General features: G+C 71.4%; 13 protein-coding genes. 4 read left to right on the forward strand and 9 right to left on the reverse strand.

Translation table 11 applies throughout. The annotated features are described in order from the left end of the window. Positions 1-143 precede the first annotated feature (143 nt). Positions 144-1,169: a LacI family DNA-binding transcriptional regulator gene (locus tag IM767_RS04320; RefSeq protein WP_109211754.1), complete on the forward strand. Its 1,026-nt coding sequence runs from the start codon at positions 144-146 to the stop codon at positions 1,167-1,169. Between the two features lie 64 nt (positions 1,170-1,233). Here the strand turns inward: IM767_RS04320 and IM767_RS04325 are convergent, their stop codons facing one another. The 9 genes from IM767_RS04325 to IM767_RS04365 form a co-directional block, all read right to left on the reverse strand. After that, positions 1,234-1,815, reverse strand: coding sequence for a DnaJ family domain-containing protein (locus tag IM767_RS04325; RefSeq protein ID WP_109211753.1), 582 nt, complete (start codon positions 1,813-1,815; stop codon positions 1,234-1,236). Continuing rightward, positions 1,812-2,663: an NAD-dependent epimerase/dehydratase family protein gene (locus tag IM767_RS04330; protein ID WP_109211752.1), complete on the reverse strand. Its 852-nt coding sequence runs from the start codon at positions 2,661-2,663 to the stop codon at positions 1,812-1,814. Before IM767_RS04330 ends, IM767_RS04325 begins: the two co-directional genes overlap by 4 nt. Positions 2,664-2,716: 53 nt before the next feature. After that, on the reverse strand, positions 2,717-3,673 hold the full coding sequence (locus tag IM767_RS04335; RefSeq protein ID WP_109211751.1) for an oxygenase MpaB family protein: 957 nt from the start codon (positions 3,671-3,673) through the stop codon (positions 2,717-2,719). A 73-nt stretch (positions 3,674-3,746) separates the two neighbouring features. Continuing rightward, entirely contained in the window at positions 3,747-4,781 is a 1,035-nt protein-coding gene (locus IM767_RS04340; RefSeq protein WP_109211750.1) for a LacI family DNA-binding transcriptional regulator, read from the reverse strand. Continuing rightward, a complete protein-coding gene (locus IM767_RS04345) occupies positions 4,774-6,291 on the reverse strand; it encodes a sugar ABC transporter ATP-binding protein (protein ID WP_109211749.1) in 1,518 nt (505 codons plus the stop codon). The genes IM767_RS04340 and IM767_RS04345 overlap by 8 nt, the downstream gene beginning before the upstream one ends. Positions 6,292-6,350: 59 nt before the next feature. After that, positions 6,351-7,367: an ABC transporter permease subunit gene (locus IM767_RS04350; RefSeq protein ID WP_109211748.1), complete on the reverse strand. Its 1,017-nt coding sequence runs from the start codon at positions 7,365-7,367 to the stop codon at positions 6,351-6,353. Further along, entirely contained in the window at positions 7,364-8,413 is a 1,050-nt protein-coding gene (locus tag IM767_RS04355) for an ABC transporter permease (RefSeq protein WP_109211747.1), read from the reverse strand. Before IM767_RS04355 ends, IM767_RS04350 begins: the two co-directional genes overlap by 4 nt. Then, positions 8,410-9,975, reverse strand: a complete 1,566-nt coding sequence (locus IM767_RS04360) for a sugar ABC transporter ATP-binding protein (protein WP_109211746.1) — start codon at positions 9,973-9,975, stop codon at positions 8,410-8,412. The genes IM767_RS04355 and IM767_RS04360 overlap by 4 nt, the downstream gene beginning before the upstream one ends. Positions 9,976-10,086: 111 nt before the next feature. Beyond that, positions 10,087-11,079: an ABC transporter substrate-binding protein gene (locus IM767_RS04365; RefSeq protein WP_109211745.1), complete on the reverse strand. Its 993-nt coding sequence runs from the start codon at positions 11,077-11,079 to the stop codon at positions 10,087-10,089. A 294-nt stretch (positions 11,080-11,373) separates the two neighbouring features. Here IM767_RS04365 and IM767_RS04370 point away from each other — a divergent pair, with 294 nt between their 5' ends. The 3 genes from IM767_RS04370 to IM767_RS04380 all read left to right on the forward strand — a co-directional run bounded on the left by IM767_RS04370 (position 11,374) and on the right by IM767_RS04380 (position 14,886). Beyond that, positions 11,374-12,405 (forward strand): LacI family DNA-binding transcriptional regulator, encoded by a 1,032-nt coding sequence (locus IM767_RS04370; RefSeq protein WP_109211744.1) that lies wholly within the window; start codon positions 11,374-11,376, stop codon positions 12,403-12,405. A 94-nt stretch (positions 12,406-12,499) separates the two neighbouring features. Continuing rightward, positions 12,500-13,252 (forward strand): L-ribulose-5-phosphate 4-epimerase, encoded by a 753-nt coding sequence (locus tag IM767_RS04375; RefSeq protein WP_239453455.1) that lies wholly within the window; start codon positions 12,500-12,502, stop codon positions 13,250-13,252. Next, positions 13,249-14,886: a xylulokinase gene (locus IM767_RS04380; protein ID WP_109211743.1), complete on the forward strand. Its 1,638-nt coding sequence runs from the start codon at positions 13,249-13,251 to the stop codon at positions 14,884-14,886. The genes IM767_RS04375 and IM767_RS04380 overlap by 4 nt, the downstream gene beginning before the upstream one ends.

A 14,886-nucleotide genomic window follows, 5' to 3' on the forward strand; every position in this document is an offset into this window, starting at 1 on the left:
CGAGCGTGCGCTGCGCGGTTGCGGCGCCGCTGCTGTGGGTGATTCCGAAAATGATCGAAATCGCTTTCGGCAAGGTATCGTGAGTCATCACGAGCGGTCAAGACGTCCTGTCGATAACGTTTCCGCAACGACGAGGAGGGGTGATGGCGCCGAGCGATGCCGGAGGACGCAGCGCGACACTGAGCGATGTCGCGAGGAAAGCGGGGGTGTCGATCGCCACCGCCTCGAAGGCGCTCAATGGGCGCGACGACGTCGCGTCGGCCACCCGCCGGCGCGTGATGGATGCCGCAGAAGAGCTGTCGTTCACCCCCAACGCGATGGCGCGCGGGCTCCTGGCCGGCCGCACCGGCACCGTCGGCCTCCTCACCAGCGATCTCGAGGGCCGCTTCATGATCCCGATCCTCATGGGGGCCGAGGACGCCTTCGGTGCCGGACAGGTGAACGTCTTCCTCTGCGACGCGCGCGGCGACGCGATCCGCGAGCAGCATCACCTGAAGGCGCTGCTGAGCCGGCGCGTCGACGGCATCATCGTCGTCGGGCGTCAGACCGACCCTCGTCCGTCGCTCGGGCAGGAGATCCCGGTGCCCGTCGTGTACGCGTACGCGCCCTCGGACGACCCGCGCGACCTCTCACTCACCCCTGACAACTACGCCGGCGGGCGCCTGGCGATCGAGCACCTGATCGCATGCGGCCGCACCCGCATCGCGCACATCACGGGCGATCCGACGTATGCGGCAGCGCAAGACCGCATCGCGGGGGCCAGGGCGGCGCTGGACGCCGCCGGACTCCAGCTCGTGGGCGATCCGATGTTCTCGGAATGGACCGAGCATTGGGGGAGGGATGCCGCAGCCCTGCTGCTTCAGCGGCACCCCGACGTCGACGCGATCTTCTGCGGCTCCGACCAGATCGCCCGGGGTGTTCTCGACACGGCGCGAGACCTGGGGCGGAGCGTGCCCGAAGACCTCGCGGTGATCGGCTACGACAACTGGGAGGTGCTCGCGACGAACTCGCGGCCGGAGCTCACGAGCATCGACGCGAACCTGCAGCAGCTCGGCCGTCAGGCCGCGCAGCGGGTGTTCGACGCGATCGACGGCGTCGACATCGGCGAGGGCACGCACCACCTGCCCGTGCGCCTCATCATCCGCGGCTCGACGATCCCGCGCCGCTGACGCGGCTGAGCTCCGCCGAGGCCCCGGACGCGCGCGGTGCGCCCCGACTCAGGAGAGCCGGCCGCTACCCGCGCGGACGCCGCCACCACGGCCGACGGCGCCGGGGTGCGGCATCCGTCTCGGCAGCCGTCGCGGCGGCGGCACGAGCGTCGCGGCGCTCGCGCCATGCGGCCACCTCGTCTTCGACCTCGCGCGTCGGCGTCACGACGGGCGGGCCGCCGAGCAGCTGCCGCCGGGCCTCGATGACCCGCCGGTTGAAGTCCTCGAGCGCATCGCGCACCTCGTCCTCGCGCGACAGCTCGTCGAGCTTCGCGTCGAGCTCGGCGTTCTCCACCCGCAGCATGAGCGCGGGAGGGCCGAGGCCGGTGAGCTGCTCCGTCTCGATCTTGCGCCGGATCCACCAGTCCGGGTCGTGCGTCTCGCCGAGTCCGGGGATGGGCTTGCCGGCGCCCGGGAGGTCGTCGAACTCGCCGCGCCGGATCGCCTGCTGGATCGCGGTCTCGACCACGGCGGCGCGGTCGGCCGCCGAATACGCGCGCGCGACCTGCGAGCCCTCGGGCGAGGCATCCGTCTCCTCCTCGGTGCCGTCGGCGCCCGACCTCGCCGCCCGATAGCGTGCGGCGGCGAGGCGCGGATCGTCGGTCATGACCCCGCGACGTGGTCCCGCCACGAGTGCTGCGGGTCGTACCCCAGCAGGCGGCGGGCCTTGTCGATCGACAGGAGGGTGTCGTGCTCGCCGAACTCTCGCGTCTCGACGCCGGGGAACACCTCGGCGACGAGCTCGGCGTTCGGGCGCGACATCACGGTGTCGGCGGCGGCGATGATGTACGTCTCGAAGCCCGGGGGAGCGACCTCGAGCGCGCGCTGCACCGCGTGCGCGCCGTCGCGGGCGTCGATGTAGCCCCACAGGTTCCACTTGCGCTTCATCGCATCGTCGTCGTACGAGGGGAATGCCTCGTAGTCCTTGGGGACCATCACGTTCGAGAAGCGCAGGCCGGTGATCGACAGGTCGGGGTGCCAGCGCACCAGCTCGACGGCCATGCGCTCCTCGAGCGTCTTGACCAGCGAGTACACCGACTCGGGCCGCGGCGGGTACACCTCGTCGACCGGGATGTACGGCGGCGGCACGTCGAAAGGCAGGCCCAGCACCGTCTCGCTCGACGCGTAGACGAGGCGACGGATGCCGAGCCGCACGGTCGCCCAGAACACGTTGAACGTCGCGTTCATATTGTTGTGGAACGTCGCGACATCGGAGCGGATGCCGGGGGCCGGGATCGCGCCGAGATGAACGACCGCGTCGAACCCGTCGTGGCGGTCGTTCACGGCGGCGAGGGCGTCGACGACCTGGCCGTAGTCGGTGAGGTCGACCTGGACGAAGTCGTGGCCGCGGGTGCCGACGACGTCGAGGCCGATGACGTCGTATCCGGCCGCACGCAGTTCGCGGGCGACGACGGTGCCGAGCTTTCCGGACGAGCCGGTGAGGGCGATGCGCATGCCTCCAGCCTGCCACTGCCGGCGGGGCCGCGGGCCATCGGTCGCCCAAGGCGTCAGGGTCGAGGGTCGACCGCCGTCGCGAACCGCTCGGGCTCGCCCTCGCCCTCGCCCGCGACCAGGCGGCGCAGTCGTTCGCGGGCGAAGTCCTGCGCGCGCGGTCCGCTGGCCAGCGCTTTCGCCGAGACCGAGAGCACCACGCGGGTGAGGGTGATCACGGGGAAGGGCGAGCGGCGCAGGCCGAGCAAGCGCCGATACCGGACCGGGAGGCTGGCCACCGCGGCGGCGAAGAGCACGCGGTACGCCGGGCGCATCACGCCGTGGAAGGGGGCCTTCCGAAGGAACCGCACGACGTCGTCCACGCGCTCGTCGCGACGCAGCTCGCCGCGCTCCAGGTAGCCGTCCATCCGTGCGTGGAGGTCTCGCTCGGTGAGCGGCGGATCCGCGAGCCGCATGAGCCTGCCCGCCTGGGACCACTCCGCGACGTAGGCGTCGGGCCCGCCCGGGATCGCCCCGCCCCACCGCTCGTGGGCGCCCAGGAATGCCTCCGTGAACGCCAGGTGCACCCACTCGACGAGATCGGCGTCGGCCGCGGAGTAGGAGCGCTCGCCGGATGCCGACTCGTACGAGCCCCGCACCCGCTCGTGCAGCCGCGCGACGCGCGCCGTCTCGCGCGCGGCCTGCTCCCTCGAGCCGTAGGTGACGCAGATGATCCACCGCACCGTTCCGGTCAGGCGGCCGATGGGATCGTCGCGGTATCGCGAGTAGTCGTGGACCCCGGCCATCGCTCCCGGATGCAGGGCCTGGATCAGGAGGGCGCGGATGCCGGCGACGAAGGTGCCGGTGCCGGCGTGCACGGTCCACACGGGCCCGCCGTCGGCGAACCAGCCCGCGTCATCGCCGTCGGCGAGCGCCCGCACCCACGGCGGCGTGCCGTCGGGGTCGCCGGAGAGCGCGGTCAGCAGCCGAGCGCGCAGCGTCGGCCGGCCGGCATTCCGAGAGGGCGCGCTCATGAGTCCAGCGTGCCATCCCCGGAGCCGGGAAGGCGCGTGGCCGGGGCATCCGCTCGCAGACCGGCCCGCCGGGTCACGCCGAAGGCGCCCGGGTCGACTCGCGCACGATCAGGTGGGTCGGCAGGGGGGTGTCCTCCGTGACGCTGTCGGGCTCTTCGACCGACACCAGCACCTTCTGCATGATGAGTTCGCCGAGCGTGTCGAAGTCCTGGCGAACGGTCGTCAGCGGCGGATACAGGTAGCCCGCCTCGGGCACGTCGTCGAAGCCGACGACGCTCACATCCTCGGGAACGCGAAGCCCCCGCTCGCGCAGCGCCGAGAGCAGGCCGATCGACATGTGGTCGTTCCCGACGAACACGGCGGAGCCGGGACGGATGTCGAGCTCGAGCCCGACGCGATGCCCGCTCGCCGCCGACCAGTCGCCGTGACGGGGCTCGACGACCTCGAGCCGGCGCTCGGCCAGCTCGTCGCGCCATCCGCGGATCCGCTCGAGCGCATCCGGCGCGCGAGTCGGACCGGCGAGGTGGAAGATCCGCGTGTGGCCGAGCTCGGCCAGATGGCGGACGGCCGATCGCGCGCCGCGGTACTGGTCGATCGACACGATGTGGGGACTCCGCCGGGCGGAGGCCGTCGCGGCCACGAGCGGGATGCTGAGGTCGAGGCCGCGGACGACCTCGAGGACCCCGATGTCGACGACGATCAGCACGATCGCGTCGACGCGCTGCCGCAGCAGTCCCTCGACCACCCCCTTGATCGCCGCGGGGTCGGGGTCGACCGCGCTGACGGTGTCGACGCTGTAGCGCGCGGCCCGGGCCGCGAAGTTGAAATGCGTGGCGATCGAGGTAGGCCCGAAGTCGGGGACGCCGGGCGTCACCAGCCCGATCGTGCGCGTGCGACGGGTCACGAGCGCGCGGGCGGCGGGAGACGGGCTGTAGCGCAGCTGCGCGATCGCCTGCTCGACGCGGGCTCGGGTGGCCGGGCGGACGTTGGGCAGGTCGTTGATCACGCGCGAGACGGTCTGATGCGAGACCCCCGCGAGGCGGGCGACGTCGAAGATGTTGGCGGCGCGCGTCGATGCGTCGTCGGCCGCCGCCCGCGGGTCAGTCATCGAGCTCATCCGGTCGGGCGACGAGCGCGAGCAGCGAGTCCACGGTCAGCGCGTCGGAGGGGATGGTGTCGACGATGCGGCCGTCGCGCACGATCGCGACGCGGTGGCCGACCCGCAGCACCTCCTCGAGCTCTGCCGAGATGAACATGACCGACAGGCCGTTGGCGGCCATCTCGCCCACGAGGTTCTGGATCTCGACCTTGGCCCCGACGTCGATGCCGCGCGTCGGCTCGTCGAGCACCAGGACGCGCGGCGACAGCGCGAGCAGCCGGGCGAGCAGCACCTTCTGCTGGTTGCCGCCCGAGAGGGTGCCGGCCGGGCGGTCGAGATCGGGCGGACGGATGTCGAGGGCCTCCACCCAGCTCGCAGCCAGTTCGCGCTGCCGGGCGGGCGGGATGCGGCGCATCACGCCCCGGTCGGCCTGGAGCGCGAGGGTGATGTTCTCGAGCACGCTCAGCTCGCTGATGATCCCCTCGGTGCGGCGGTTCTCGGACGAGTACACGACTCCGAGCGAGATGGCCGAGCGTGGGCCCGACGGGCCGCGGCCGTCCCCCTCGATGCGGATGACGCCGCTGTCGATGCGGTCGATGCCGGTGAGGGCGCGGGCGAGCTCGGTGCGGCCCGATCCCAGGAGCCCGGCGACACCGAGCACGTCGCCCTCGTGCAGGTCGACGTCGGCGTCGCGGATGCCGGCACCTGCGCTGACGCCGCGCGCCGACAGCACCGGCCGTTCGCCGTCGTCGGACGGCTCCGTGCGCGGGACGGCGTGGAGCGCGGTGGCGCTGCGGCCCAGCATCGCCTGGACGAGATCGATGCGCAGCAGCTCGCGCGTGAGGTACTCGCCGATGAACTTGCCGTCGCGCAGCACCGTCACCCGGTCGCACAGTTCGTAGACCTGATCGAGGAAGTGCGAGACGAAGAGGATAGCGACGCCGCGGCTCTTGAGGTCGCGCACGACGCGGAAGAGCTCGGCGACCTCGTCGAGGTCGAGGCTCGACGTCGGCTCATCGAGCACGAGGACCCGCACATCGGTCGAGATCGCGCGTGCGATGGCGACGAGCTGCTGCACGGCGAGCGAATGGGTGCCCAGGCGCGCGGCAGGATCGATGTCGAGCCCGAGGTCGGCGAGCACCTCGTGGGCCTCCCGGCGCATGCGACGCCAGTCGATCATCCCCGCCCGGCGCGGCTCTCGGCCCAGCGCGATGTTCTCGGCGACCGAGACGTTCGGCAGGAGGTCGATCTCCTGATACACCGTGCTGATGCCCGCCTGCTGGGCGTCGTGCGGGGAGGTGAACTTCATGACCTCGCCCGCGAGGGTGAGCACGCCGGCGTCCAGGGGGAGGGCTCCGGTGATCGCCTTGATGAGCGTGGACTTGCCGGCGCCGTTCTCGCCCATGAGCGAGTGCACCTCGCCGGGGAACAGGCGGAAGTCGACGCCGTCGATCGCGGCATCCGCCCCGAAGCGCACCGTCGCCCCGGAGAGCTGCAGCAGCGGCCGCGCCTCGTCCATCAGGCCATTATCCCGGCGGAACTCGGCGCGACCGCTGCGTGCAGACGTGGTGTCGCCGCCTATCTGCGCCGCTGCGAGCGGGCGACGATCACGCGCTGCACGACGATGAACACGAGCAGCAGCGCGCCGATGATGATCTGGGTCCACGCCTGCTCGGCACCCATGAACGAGATCAGCTTCTTGATCGTCGCGTACACCAGCACGCCGACCAGCGAGCCCAGGACGTAGCCCATGCCGCCCGTGAGGAGCGTGCCGCCGATGACGACGGCGGCGATGGCGTCGAGTTCGGTGCCGATGCCGTTGCGCGGGTAGCCGGCGCCCGAGTAGGCGGTGAGCAGCAGTCCGGCGAGGCCGCCGCAGACGCCGCTGATGACGTAGACGACGATCTTCGTGCGGGCCACGTTCAGGCCCATCAGGCGCGCGGACTGCTCATTGCCGCCGATCGCGTACACCGTGCGCCCGAAGCGGGTCCACAGCAGCACGGCGAAGGCGATCGCGACCGCGAGGAGGGCGATGATACCGGTCGGCGTGATGTACCAGCCGCCCGCGCCGAACCGCGTGCGCTGCAGCCACAGCACGGCCGGGTCCTCCACGCGGATGGAGGCGAGGCTCACCACGAACGCGAGCCCTCTCGCCAGGAACAGACCGGCGAGCGAGGCGATGAACGGCTGCACGTCGAAGTACTGCACGAGGATGCCGACCAGGAGGCCGATGGCCGCGCCGGCGAGGAGCATGACGGGCACCGCTATGGCGGCCGGGATGCCCTGGGAGAGCAGGCTCGCACCGAGGATGCCGGTGAAGGCCATGACCGAGCCGACGGAGAGGTCGATGCCGCCGGTGAGGATCACGAAGGTGAGCCCGACGGCGAGGACGACGAGGTACGCGTTGTCGAGGAGGAGGGCCGAGAGGTTGCCGGGGCTCAGGAATCGCGGAAAGCGGGCCTGCGCCCCGATCAGCAGGACGATGAGGATCGCCACGGCCGCGAAGGTGGGCATGAGTGACGCGTGGCGGCTCATGAAGGTGGCGTACCGCGACGGCGCGACGCCGCGACGGATGGTCGTGTCCAGACTGGTCATGACGCCACCCCCGCTCGGGTGCCGGCATCCGTCCGTCTGCGCGTGTTCGCGGAGCGCAGCGCCCCGCGCGCCCAGCGGTGCAGGCGCGGCGACTGCACGAGGACGACGACGATCACGACGATCGCGAAGAACACGGGACTCTGCGCCGAGGGCACGCCGAGGAACAGGATGGTGGCCTCCAGGGTCTGGATCGTGAGCACGCCGATGACCGTGCCGGCGATGGTGAACTTGCCTCCCATGAGAGAGGTGCCGCCCAGCACGACGGCGAGAATCGCGTAGAGCTCGATGAACAGGCCCGCGGCGTTCGCGTCGGCCGCGCGGATGTTGGAGCTGTAGATGATGCCCGCGATGCCCGCCAGACCACCGCTCAGCACGTATGCGCCGAAGACGATGCCGCGCGCGCGGACGCCCGCGAGCCTGCTCGCCTCGGGGTTGATGCCGACCGCCTCCGTCAGGACTCCGAGGGCCGTGCGCCGCTCGAAGAGCGCGAGGACCGCGACCGCGATCACCCAGATGAGGAAGGCGAAGGGCAGTGCGATGAGATACCCCGTCGCGATGAACTCGTAGGGTGCGCTGTTGACGGTCGTGATGAAGCCCTCGGTGATGAGGAGCGCCACGCCGCGCCCGGCGAGCATCAGCACGAGCGTCGCGATGATCGGCTGGATGCCGACGACCGAGACGAGGAACCCGTTCCAGACGCCGAGCACGAGCGAGACCGCGAGCGCGACGAGCAGGGCCAGCAGGACGGTGCCGAGATTGCCGGGGTCGGACGAGCCGTCGATGATCGTCAGCGCCACGGCGCCCGAGACGGCCATGATGGCGCCCACCGACAGGTCGATGCCGCGCGTCGCGATCACGATCGTCATGCCGAGTGCCACGAGCATGAGCGGCGCGCTGTTGCGCAGGATGTCGATGAGCGCGCCGTACAGCTCGCCGTCGCGGATCGTCACGAGGATGAACTGCGGGCGCGCGATCGTGTTGATCGCGATGAGCGCGAGCAGCGCGACGACGGGCCAGAACAGCCGGTGCTTCACGATCGCCTTCATGCGGCGCTCTCCTCTGCCTGGGTGGATTCGGCCTTGTCGGCCTCCGCCTGGTTGGCGATGTAGTCGATGAGTCCGTCGAGGTCCACGTCGTGCGAATCGAGCTCGCCGATCTTGCGGCGGTCGCGCATCACGACGATCCGCTGCGCGATGCGCAGCACCTCTTCGAGCTCGGACGAGATGAAGATCACCGAGAGGCCCTGCGCGCTCAGCTCGGCGACCTTGCGCTGGATGTCGGCCTTGGCGCCGACGTCGATCCCGCGGGTGGGTTCGTCGAGGACGAGGAGCTCTGGTGCCGTGGCGAGCCAACGCGCGAGCAGCACCTTCTGCTGGTTGCCGCCGGAGAGGTTGCCCGCCAGCATCGCCGGATCCGCGGGCCGCACGCCCAGCGCCGCGATGTACTCCGCGACGATCGCGTCGGCTTCGGCTCGGGGGATGCGGCGCATGGCGCCGCGGCGAGCCTGGATGCCGAGCACGATGTTCTCGGCGACGGTCAGGTCGGCGATGATGCCCTCGGCCCGCCGGTTCTCGGAGGAGAAGGCGACGCGGTTGTCGATGGCCTGCCGGGGCGACCCGTGCTTGGCCACGCGGCCGTGCACCTCGATCTGGCCGGTCTCGGCGCGGTCGGCACCGTAGAGGAGGCGCACCAGCTCGGTGCGCCCCGAGCCCAGCAGGCCGGCGACACCGACGACCTCGCCGTCGTACACCTCCAGGTCGACGGGCTCGAGGAAGCCGCGCTTGCCGACGTCGCTCGCCCGCAGCACCGGTGTGCCGGTGCGGTCGATCGAGCGGTCGGCGACCGAGGCCAGTGCCGTCAGCTCGTCGAGCTCGCGCCCGATCATCTTGGTGACGAGCTCGCCGCGCGGCAGGTCTCGCACGAGGTGCTCGCCGACGAGCCGGCCGTTTCGCAGCACCGTGATGCGGTCGGAGATCTCGTAGATCTGGTCGAGGAAGTGGCTCACGAACAGGATCGCGACGCCCTTGCCGCGCAGGTCGCGGATCACCCCGAAGAGCTGCTCCACCTCGCCGCGGTCCAGGCTCGAGGTGGGCTCGTCGAGGATGAGCACCTTGGCGTCGAGCACCATCGCCCGGCCGATGGCGATCAGCTGCTGGATCGCGATGGAGTGGCTCGACAGCGTCGAGCGGGTGTCGATCGTGAGCCCCAGGCTCTCGAGGTGCTCGGCGGCCAGGCGGTGCACGGCCTTCCAGTCGATGCCGAGGGCGGTGCGCGGCTCGTGGCCCAGCATGACGTTCTCGCCGACGGAGAGGTTCGCGCACAGGTTCACCTCCTGGTACACCGTGGAGATGCCGGCATCCTGCGCGTCGGCGGTGCTGGCGAAGCGTCGGAGGCGGCCTCCGACGACGATCTCGCCGGCGTCGATCGCGTAGACGCCGGTGAGCGCCTTGATGAGAGTCGACTTGCCGGCGCCGTTCTCGCCCATGAGCGAGTGGACCTCGCCCGGGCGCAGGGTGAAGTCGACGCCGTCGAGGGCGAGCACGCCGGGGAATCGGATGGTGATCCCGGTCATCTCGACGACCGGCGGGACTGCGGTGTCCGCGGACATGATGGCTCAGCTGCCTTTCGGTGCTTCAGCGTCGGCGCGGCCGCCGGGGAGCCTGGGCGGCTCCCCGGCGGTGCGCTCACGACCTGCTTGCTACAGGGTGGGTGCGGGCGATCAGTACGGACGGCTGTCGATGACCTCGGCCGCCTGCTCCTGCGTGAAGGTCTGGTCTTCGACGTAGACCTTCTTCTCGACGGTCTTGCCGTCGAGCACATCGAGCACGAGCCCGGCGGCGAGGTCGCCGAGCAGCGGGTTGCACTCGACGATGAAGTTGATCTTGCCGTCCACGAGGGCCTGCATGCCATCCTTCACCGCGTCGATCGAGACGATCTGGATGTCGACGCCCGGCTCGGCGCCGGCCGCCTCGATGGCCTCGATCGCGCCGAGCGCCATGTCGTCGTTGTGGGCATAGACCAGGTCGATGCCGTCGGCGCCGTACTTCTGCAGGAAGCCCTCCATGACCGTCTTGCCGCCGTCGCGCGTGAAGTCGCCCGTCTGCGAGTCGATCTTCTCGATGGCGGTGCCCTCGATGGCCTCGTCGAAGCCTTCCGCCCGGTCGTTCGCGGGCGCCGATCCGGTCGTGCCCTCCAGCACCACCATCTTGGTGGGGGTGTCACCGAAGGTCTCGGCCGCCCACTCGCCGGCCATCACGCCTTCCTTCTTGAAGTCCAGGCCGACCCAACTCGCGTAGAGGTCGTCCGACGCCGAGACGGTGCGGTCTTCGAGCACCACCGGGATGCCGGCATCCGCCGCCTCCTGGAGCACGTCGTCCCAGCCGTCCTCCACGATCGGCGCGATGACGATCGCGTCGACGCCCTGGTTGATGAAGTCGCGCACCGCGGCGATCTGCGCCGCCGTGTCGTTGTCTGCGGCGTTGAAGATCAGCTCGAACCCGTTCTCGGCTGAGAAGGCCTCCTTCATCGACTCGGTGTTCGCCGACCGCCAGCCGGACTCCGAACCCGTCTGGGCGAACCCGACGGTGACCACGCCGTCGTCGCCGCCCGAACCTGCGTCGCCGGTGGCGTCGCTGTCGCTCGCGCAGCCGGTCGCGGTGAGGGCGAGAGCCCCCAGAAGCGCGAACCCGGCGAGAAGCGTCTTCTTCTTCATTCCAAAACCTCCTCGTTCTGGTCCGGCATCGCTGCCGGCTCGGTGTGTGCGGCGCCGCCACTGCGCGGTGCCGCCGGGTGAGATGTTAGCCCTCACATTCGGTGTGTTGGCAAGATGTTAGCGGTAACAGTTCCGTAACGCGAGGGGTATATAACCGTTGTCGATTTCTGCCGGACGTTAGGGACGCGCCGGGAAAGTGAGGGATCACATTCCCTCGCGCGCTCGAGCTCTGCCCGGATCTCCTCGTGCCGCGCACGCGTAGCGCGCGGCCGCGGTGCGGATAGGGTGAGCGCGATGAGCGAGCCGCGCGACCGAGTCGCCTCCCGGGTGGGGGTCCGCGACGTCGCGCGCGCCGCCGGCGTGTCGACGCAGACCGTGTCGCGTGTGATCAACGAGCACCCGAACATCCGCCCCGAGACGCGGGACCGCGTGCTGCACGCGATCGCCGAGCTCGGGTACCGCGTGAACAACGCCGCTCGCACGCTGGGCACCCGCACCACGCGGACCCTCGGCGTCATCGCCTCCGATGCGACCCTGTACGGCCCCGCGGTCGGCATCGCTGCGCTCGAGGCGGCGGCGCGCGACGCCGGGCGGTGGATCGCGACGGCCTACGCGGATGCCTCGGCCGAGGCATCCGTCCGCGACGCCGCCGACCGGCTCCTCGGCCAGGGCGTCGACGGGCTCATCGTGCTCGCGCCCCACGCGGCCACCCTCTCCGCGCTGATGGACGCGCACCCCGCGGTCGCGATCACGGCGCTGCACACCGACGCGGGCGCCGCCCGCCAGGAGAGCGGAGCCGCGCTCGCGGTCTCGCACCTGGTCGCTCTCGGCCATCGGCGGATCGGCCGCGTCGCGGGGCCGGAGGAATGGCTCGAGGCGCTTTCGCGCGATACCGGGACGCTGCGCGCCCTCGCCGATGCCGGACTGGAGCCGGGACCGTCCTGGAGGGGCGACTGGACCGCAGCCGCCGGGGCGGCGCTCGCGCCCGAGATCGCCGCAGCCGTGCGCGCGCCGGGCGGGCCGACGGCGGTCGCCGCCGCCAACGACCAGATGGCGCTGGGACTCATCGCGGGCCTCCGCGAGGCGGGCTTGGACGTTCCGGGCGGTGTCAGCATCGTGGGCTTCGACGACAATCCGGATGCCGCGTACTACCGTCCTGCGCTCACCACGGTCGGTCTCGACCTCGCCGGCGAGGCGCGTCGCGCGGTGGCCGAGGTGCTGGGGGAGGCGTCGTCCGCCGCGGCGGAGCCCCGGCTGGTGGTGAGGGCCTCGACTGCCCCGCCGCCGAGCGGCGTCCAACTCGGGGATCCCGCCCCGATGGCGTGAAAGTCCCGGTGCGAAGCGACGTTGTTACCGGTAACATGACCCATCGGGCCGCTTTCGGCCCGACTTCTTGACACGAGACCCGACGGAGGACCCCGTGACCAGCCCGGATCCGGCGACGCCCGCGCCGACCTTCAGCCCCGAGATCGAGGCATCCATCGCCGCCGTTCGCGCGGATGTGGCGCAGCTGCACAGCGAGCTCGTGCGGTACAGCCTGATCGTGTGGACCGGCGGCAACGTGTCGGGCCGCGTGCCGGGCGCCGACCTGTTCGTGATCAAGCCCAGCGGCGTGAGCTACGACGACCTCGCGCCCGAGAACATGATCCTCTGCGACCTCGATGGCAACGTGATCCCCGGCACCCTCGGCAGCGAGCGCAGCCCCTCCAGCGACACTGCGGCGCACGCGTACGTGTACCGTCACATGCCCGAGGTCGGGGGAGTGGTCCACACGCACTCGACCTTTGCGGTGGCCTGGGCCGCGCGCGGCGAGGAGATCCCGTGCGTCATCACGGCAATGGCCGACGAGTTCGGCGGCCCGATCCCGAGCGGGCCGTTCGCGATCATCGGCGACGACTCGATCGGCCGGGGCATCGTCGAGACGCTGACCGGCCACCGCTCTCGCGCCGTGCTGATGCAGAACCACGGCCCCTTCACGATCGGCGTCTCGGCCAAGGACGCCGTGAAGGCCGCCGTCATGGTCGAGGACGTCGCCCGCACCGTGCACTACGCGCGTGAGGCCGGCCCGCTGATCCCGATCCCGCAGGAGGCGATCGACCGGCTGTACGACCGGTACCAGAACGTCTACGGCCAGGCCGGCGACGAGCGCCGCGAAGAGGGGGAAGAGCGATGACGGATGCCGCAGCCGAGGCCCTGCGCGAGGGCCGCACCGCGCTCGGGATCGAGCTCGGCTCGACCCGCATCAAGGCGTGCCTCGTCGACGCCGACGACCCGGCGACCGTGCTCGCCGTCGGCTCGCACGCGTGGGAGAACCGGTACGAGGACGGTCTCTGGACGTACGCGCTCGACGACGTGTGGTCGGGGCTGCAGGCCGCCTACGCCGACCTCGTCGCCGACGCGCGTGAACGGCACGGTGTCGCGCTCGACACGTTCGGTGCGATCGGCGTCTCGGCGATGATGCACGGCTATCTCGCGTTCGACGAGGCGGGCGAGCTGCTGGCTCCGTTCCGCACGTGGCGCAACACCAACACCGGCGCCGCCGCGGCCGAGCTCACCGAGGCGTTCGGCGTGAACATCCCGCTGCGCTGGTCGATCGCGCACCTGCATCAGGTGGTGCTCGACGGCGAGGCGCACGTGCCCGGCATCCGGTTCGTCACCACGCTCGCCGGCTACGTCCACTGGAAGCTCACGGGCGAGAAGGTGCTGGGGGTGGGCGACGCGTCGGGCATGTTCCCGATCGACTCCGCCAGCGCCGACTACGACGCCGACCTCCTCGCCCGCTACGACGCCCTCCGACCGGCTCAGGGACCGGCGGGGCGCCTGCCGGTCGACCACGTCGCCGATCTCCTGCCCGACGTGCGGGTAGCCGGTGCGGCCTCCGGTGCGCTCACGGTCGAGGGTGCGGCGCTGCTCGATCCGTCGGGAACCCTGCGCCCCGGCATCCCGTTCTGCGCCCCCGAGGGCGACGCCGGAACCGGCATGGTCGCGACCAACGCCGTCGCCCCGCGCACCGGCAACGTCAGCGCGGGCACCAGCATCTTCGCGATGGTGGTGCTCGAGCGCCCGCTCGAGCGCGTGCACCACGAGCTCGACCTCGTGACCACGCCCGTCGGCGACCCGGTCGCGATGGTCCACTGCAACAACGGCGCGAGTGAGCTCGCGGCGTGGGTGGGCATGTTCGCGCGCTTCGCCGAGGCGGCCGGCGCCCCACTGACCGACGACGCCGTGTACGAGACGCTGTTCCGCGAGGCGCTCGACGGCGAGCCCGACGGCGGCGGGCTGCTCGCCTACAACCACCTGGCCGGCGAGCCGATCGCGGGGCTCACCGAGGGGCGCCCGCTCTTCGTGCGCACGCCCGACAGCCGGCTCACCCTGGCCAATGCCATCCGCGCCCAGCTCTACGGCGTCTTCGGCACGCTCGCACTCGGCATGCGCGTGCTCGACGACGAGGGCGTGGGTCTTGACCGCATGTTCGCGCACGGCGGCATGTTCCGCACCGCCGGGGTGGCGCAGCGCTTCCTCGCCGGAGCTCTCGGCGCGCCAGTGTCGGTGGGCGACACCGCCTCCGAGGGTGGCGCGTGGGGCATCGCGGTGCTCGCCGCGTACGCGCGGGCGGTGGAGGAGACGGATGCCGCAGCCGCGGCATCCGGAATCTCCCTCGCCTCGTTCCTCGACGACCGCGTCTTCGCCGGTGCGGCCATCGCCACCGCCGAACCCGATCCCGCGGACGCCGCGGGTTTCGCCGCCTACCTCGACCGCTACCGCGCCGGCCTCGCCGTCGAAGCCGCCGCCGTCTCCGCTCTGTGA

It is taken from the genome of Microbacterium ureisolvens (assembly GCF_015278315.1).
Taxonomy (GTDB): Bacteria; Actinomycetota; Actinomycetes; order Actinomycetales; family Microbacteriaceae; genus Microbacterium; species Microbacterium ureisolvens.

What these genes read in the sequence shown, in the direction of transcription:
- IM767_RS04320 (WP_109211754.1), top strand. Translation starts at nt 144, where the DNA reads ATGGCGCCGAGCGATGCCGGAGGACGCAGCGCGACACTGAGCGATGTC.
- IM767_RS04325 (WP_109211753.1), bottom strand. Translation starts at nt 1,815, where the DNA reads ATGACCGACGATCCGCGCCTCGCCGCCGCACGCTATCGGGCGGCGAGG.
- IM767_RS04330 (WP_109211752.1), bottom strand. Translation starts at nt 2,663, where the DNA reads ATGCGCATCGCCCTCACCGGCTCGTCCGGAAAGCTCGGCACCGTCGTC.
- IM767_RS04335 (WP_109211751.1), bottom strand. Translation starts at nt 3,673, where the DNA reads ATGAGCGCGCCCTCTCGGAATGCCGGCCGGCCGACGCTGCGCGCTCGG.
- IM767_RS04340 (WP_109211750.1), bottom strand. Translation starts at nt 4,781, where the DNA reads ATGACTGACCCGCGGGCGGCGGCCGACGACGCATCGACGCGCGCCGCC.
- IM767_RS04345 (WP_109211749.1), bottom strand. Translation starts at nt 6,291, where the DNA reads ATGGACGAGGCGCGGCCGCTGCTGCAGCTCTCCGGGGCGACGGTGCGC.
- IM767_RS04350 (WP_109211748.1), bottom strand. Translation starts at nt 7,367, where the DNA reads ATGACCAGTCTGGACACGACCATCCGTCGCGGCGTCGCGCCGTCGCGG.
- IM767_RS04355 (WP_109211747.1), bottom strand. Translation starts at nt 8,413, where the DNA reads ATGAAGGCGATCGTGAAGCACCGGCTGTTCTGGCCCGTCGTCGCGCTG.
- IM767_RS04360 (WP_109211746.1), bottom strand. Translation starts at nt 9,975, where the DNA reads ATGTCCGCGGACACCGCAGTCCCGCCGGTCGTCGAGATGACCGGGATC.
- IM767_RS04365 (WP_109211745.1), bottom strand. Translation starts at nt 11,079, where the DNA reads ATGAAGAAGAAGACGCTTCTCGCCGGGTTCGCGCTTCTGGGGGCTCTC.
- IM767_RS04370 (WP_109211744.1), top strand. Translation starts at nt 11,374, where the DNA reads ATGAGCGAGCCGCGCGACCGAGTCGCCTCCCGGGTGGGGGTCCGCGAC.
- IM767_RS04380 (WP_109211743.1), top strand. Translation starts at nt 13,249, where the DNA reads ATGACGGATGCCGCAGCCGAGGCCCTGCGCGAGGGCCGCACCGCGCTC.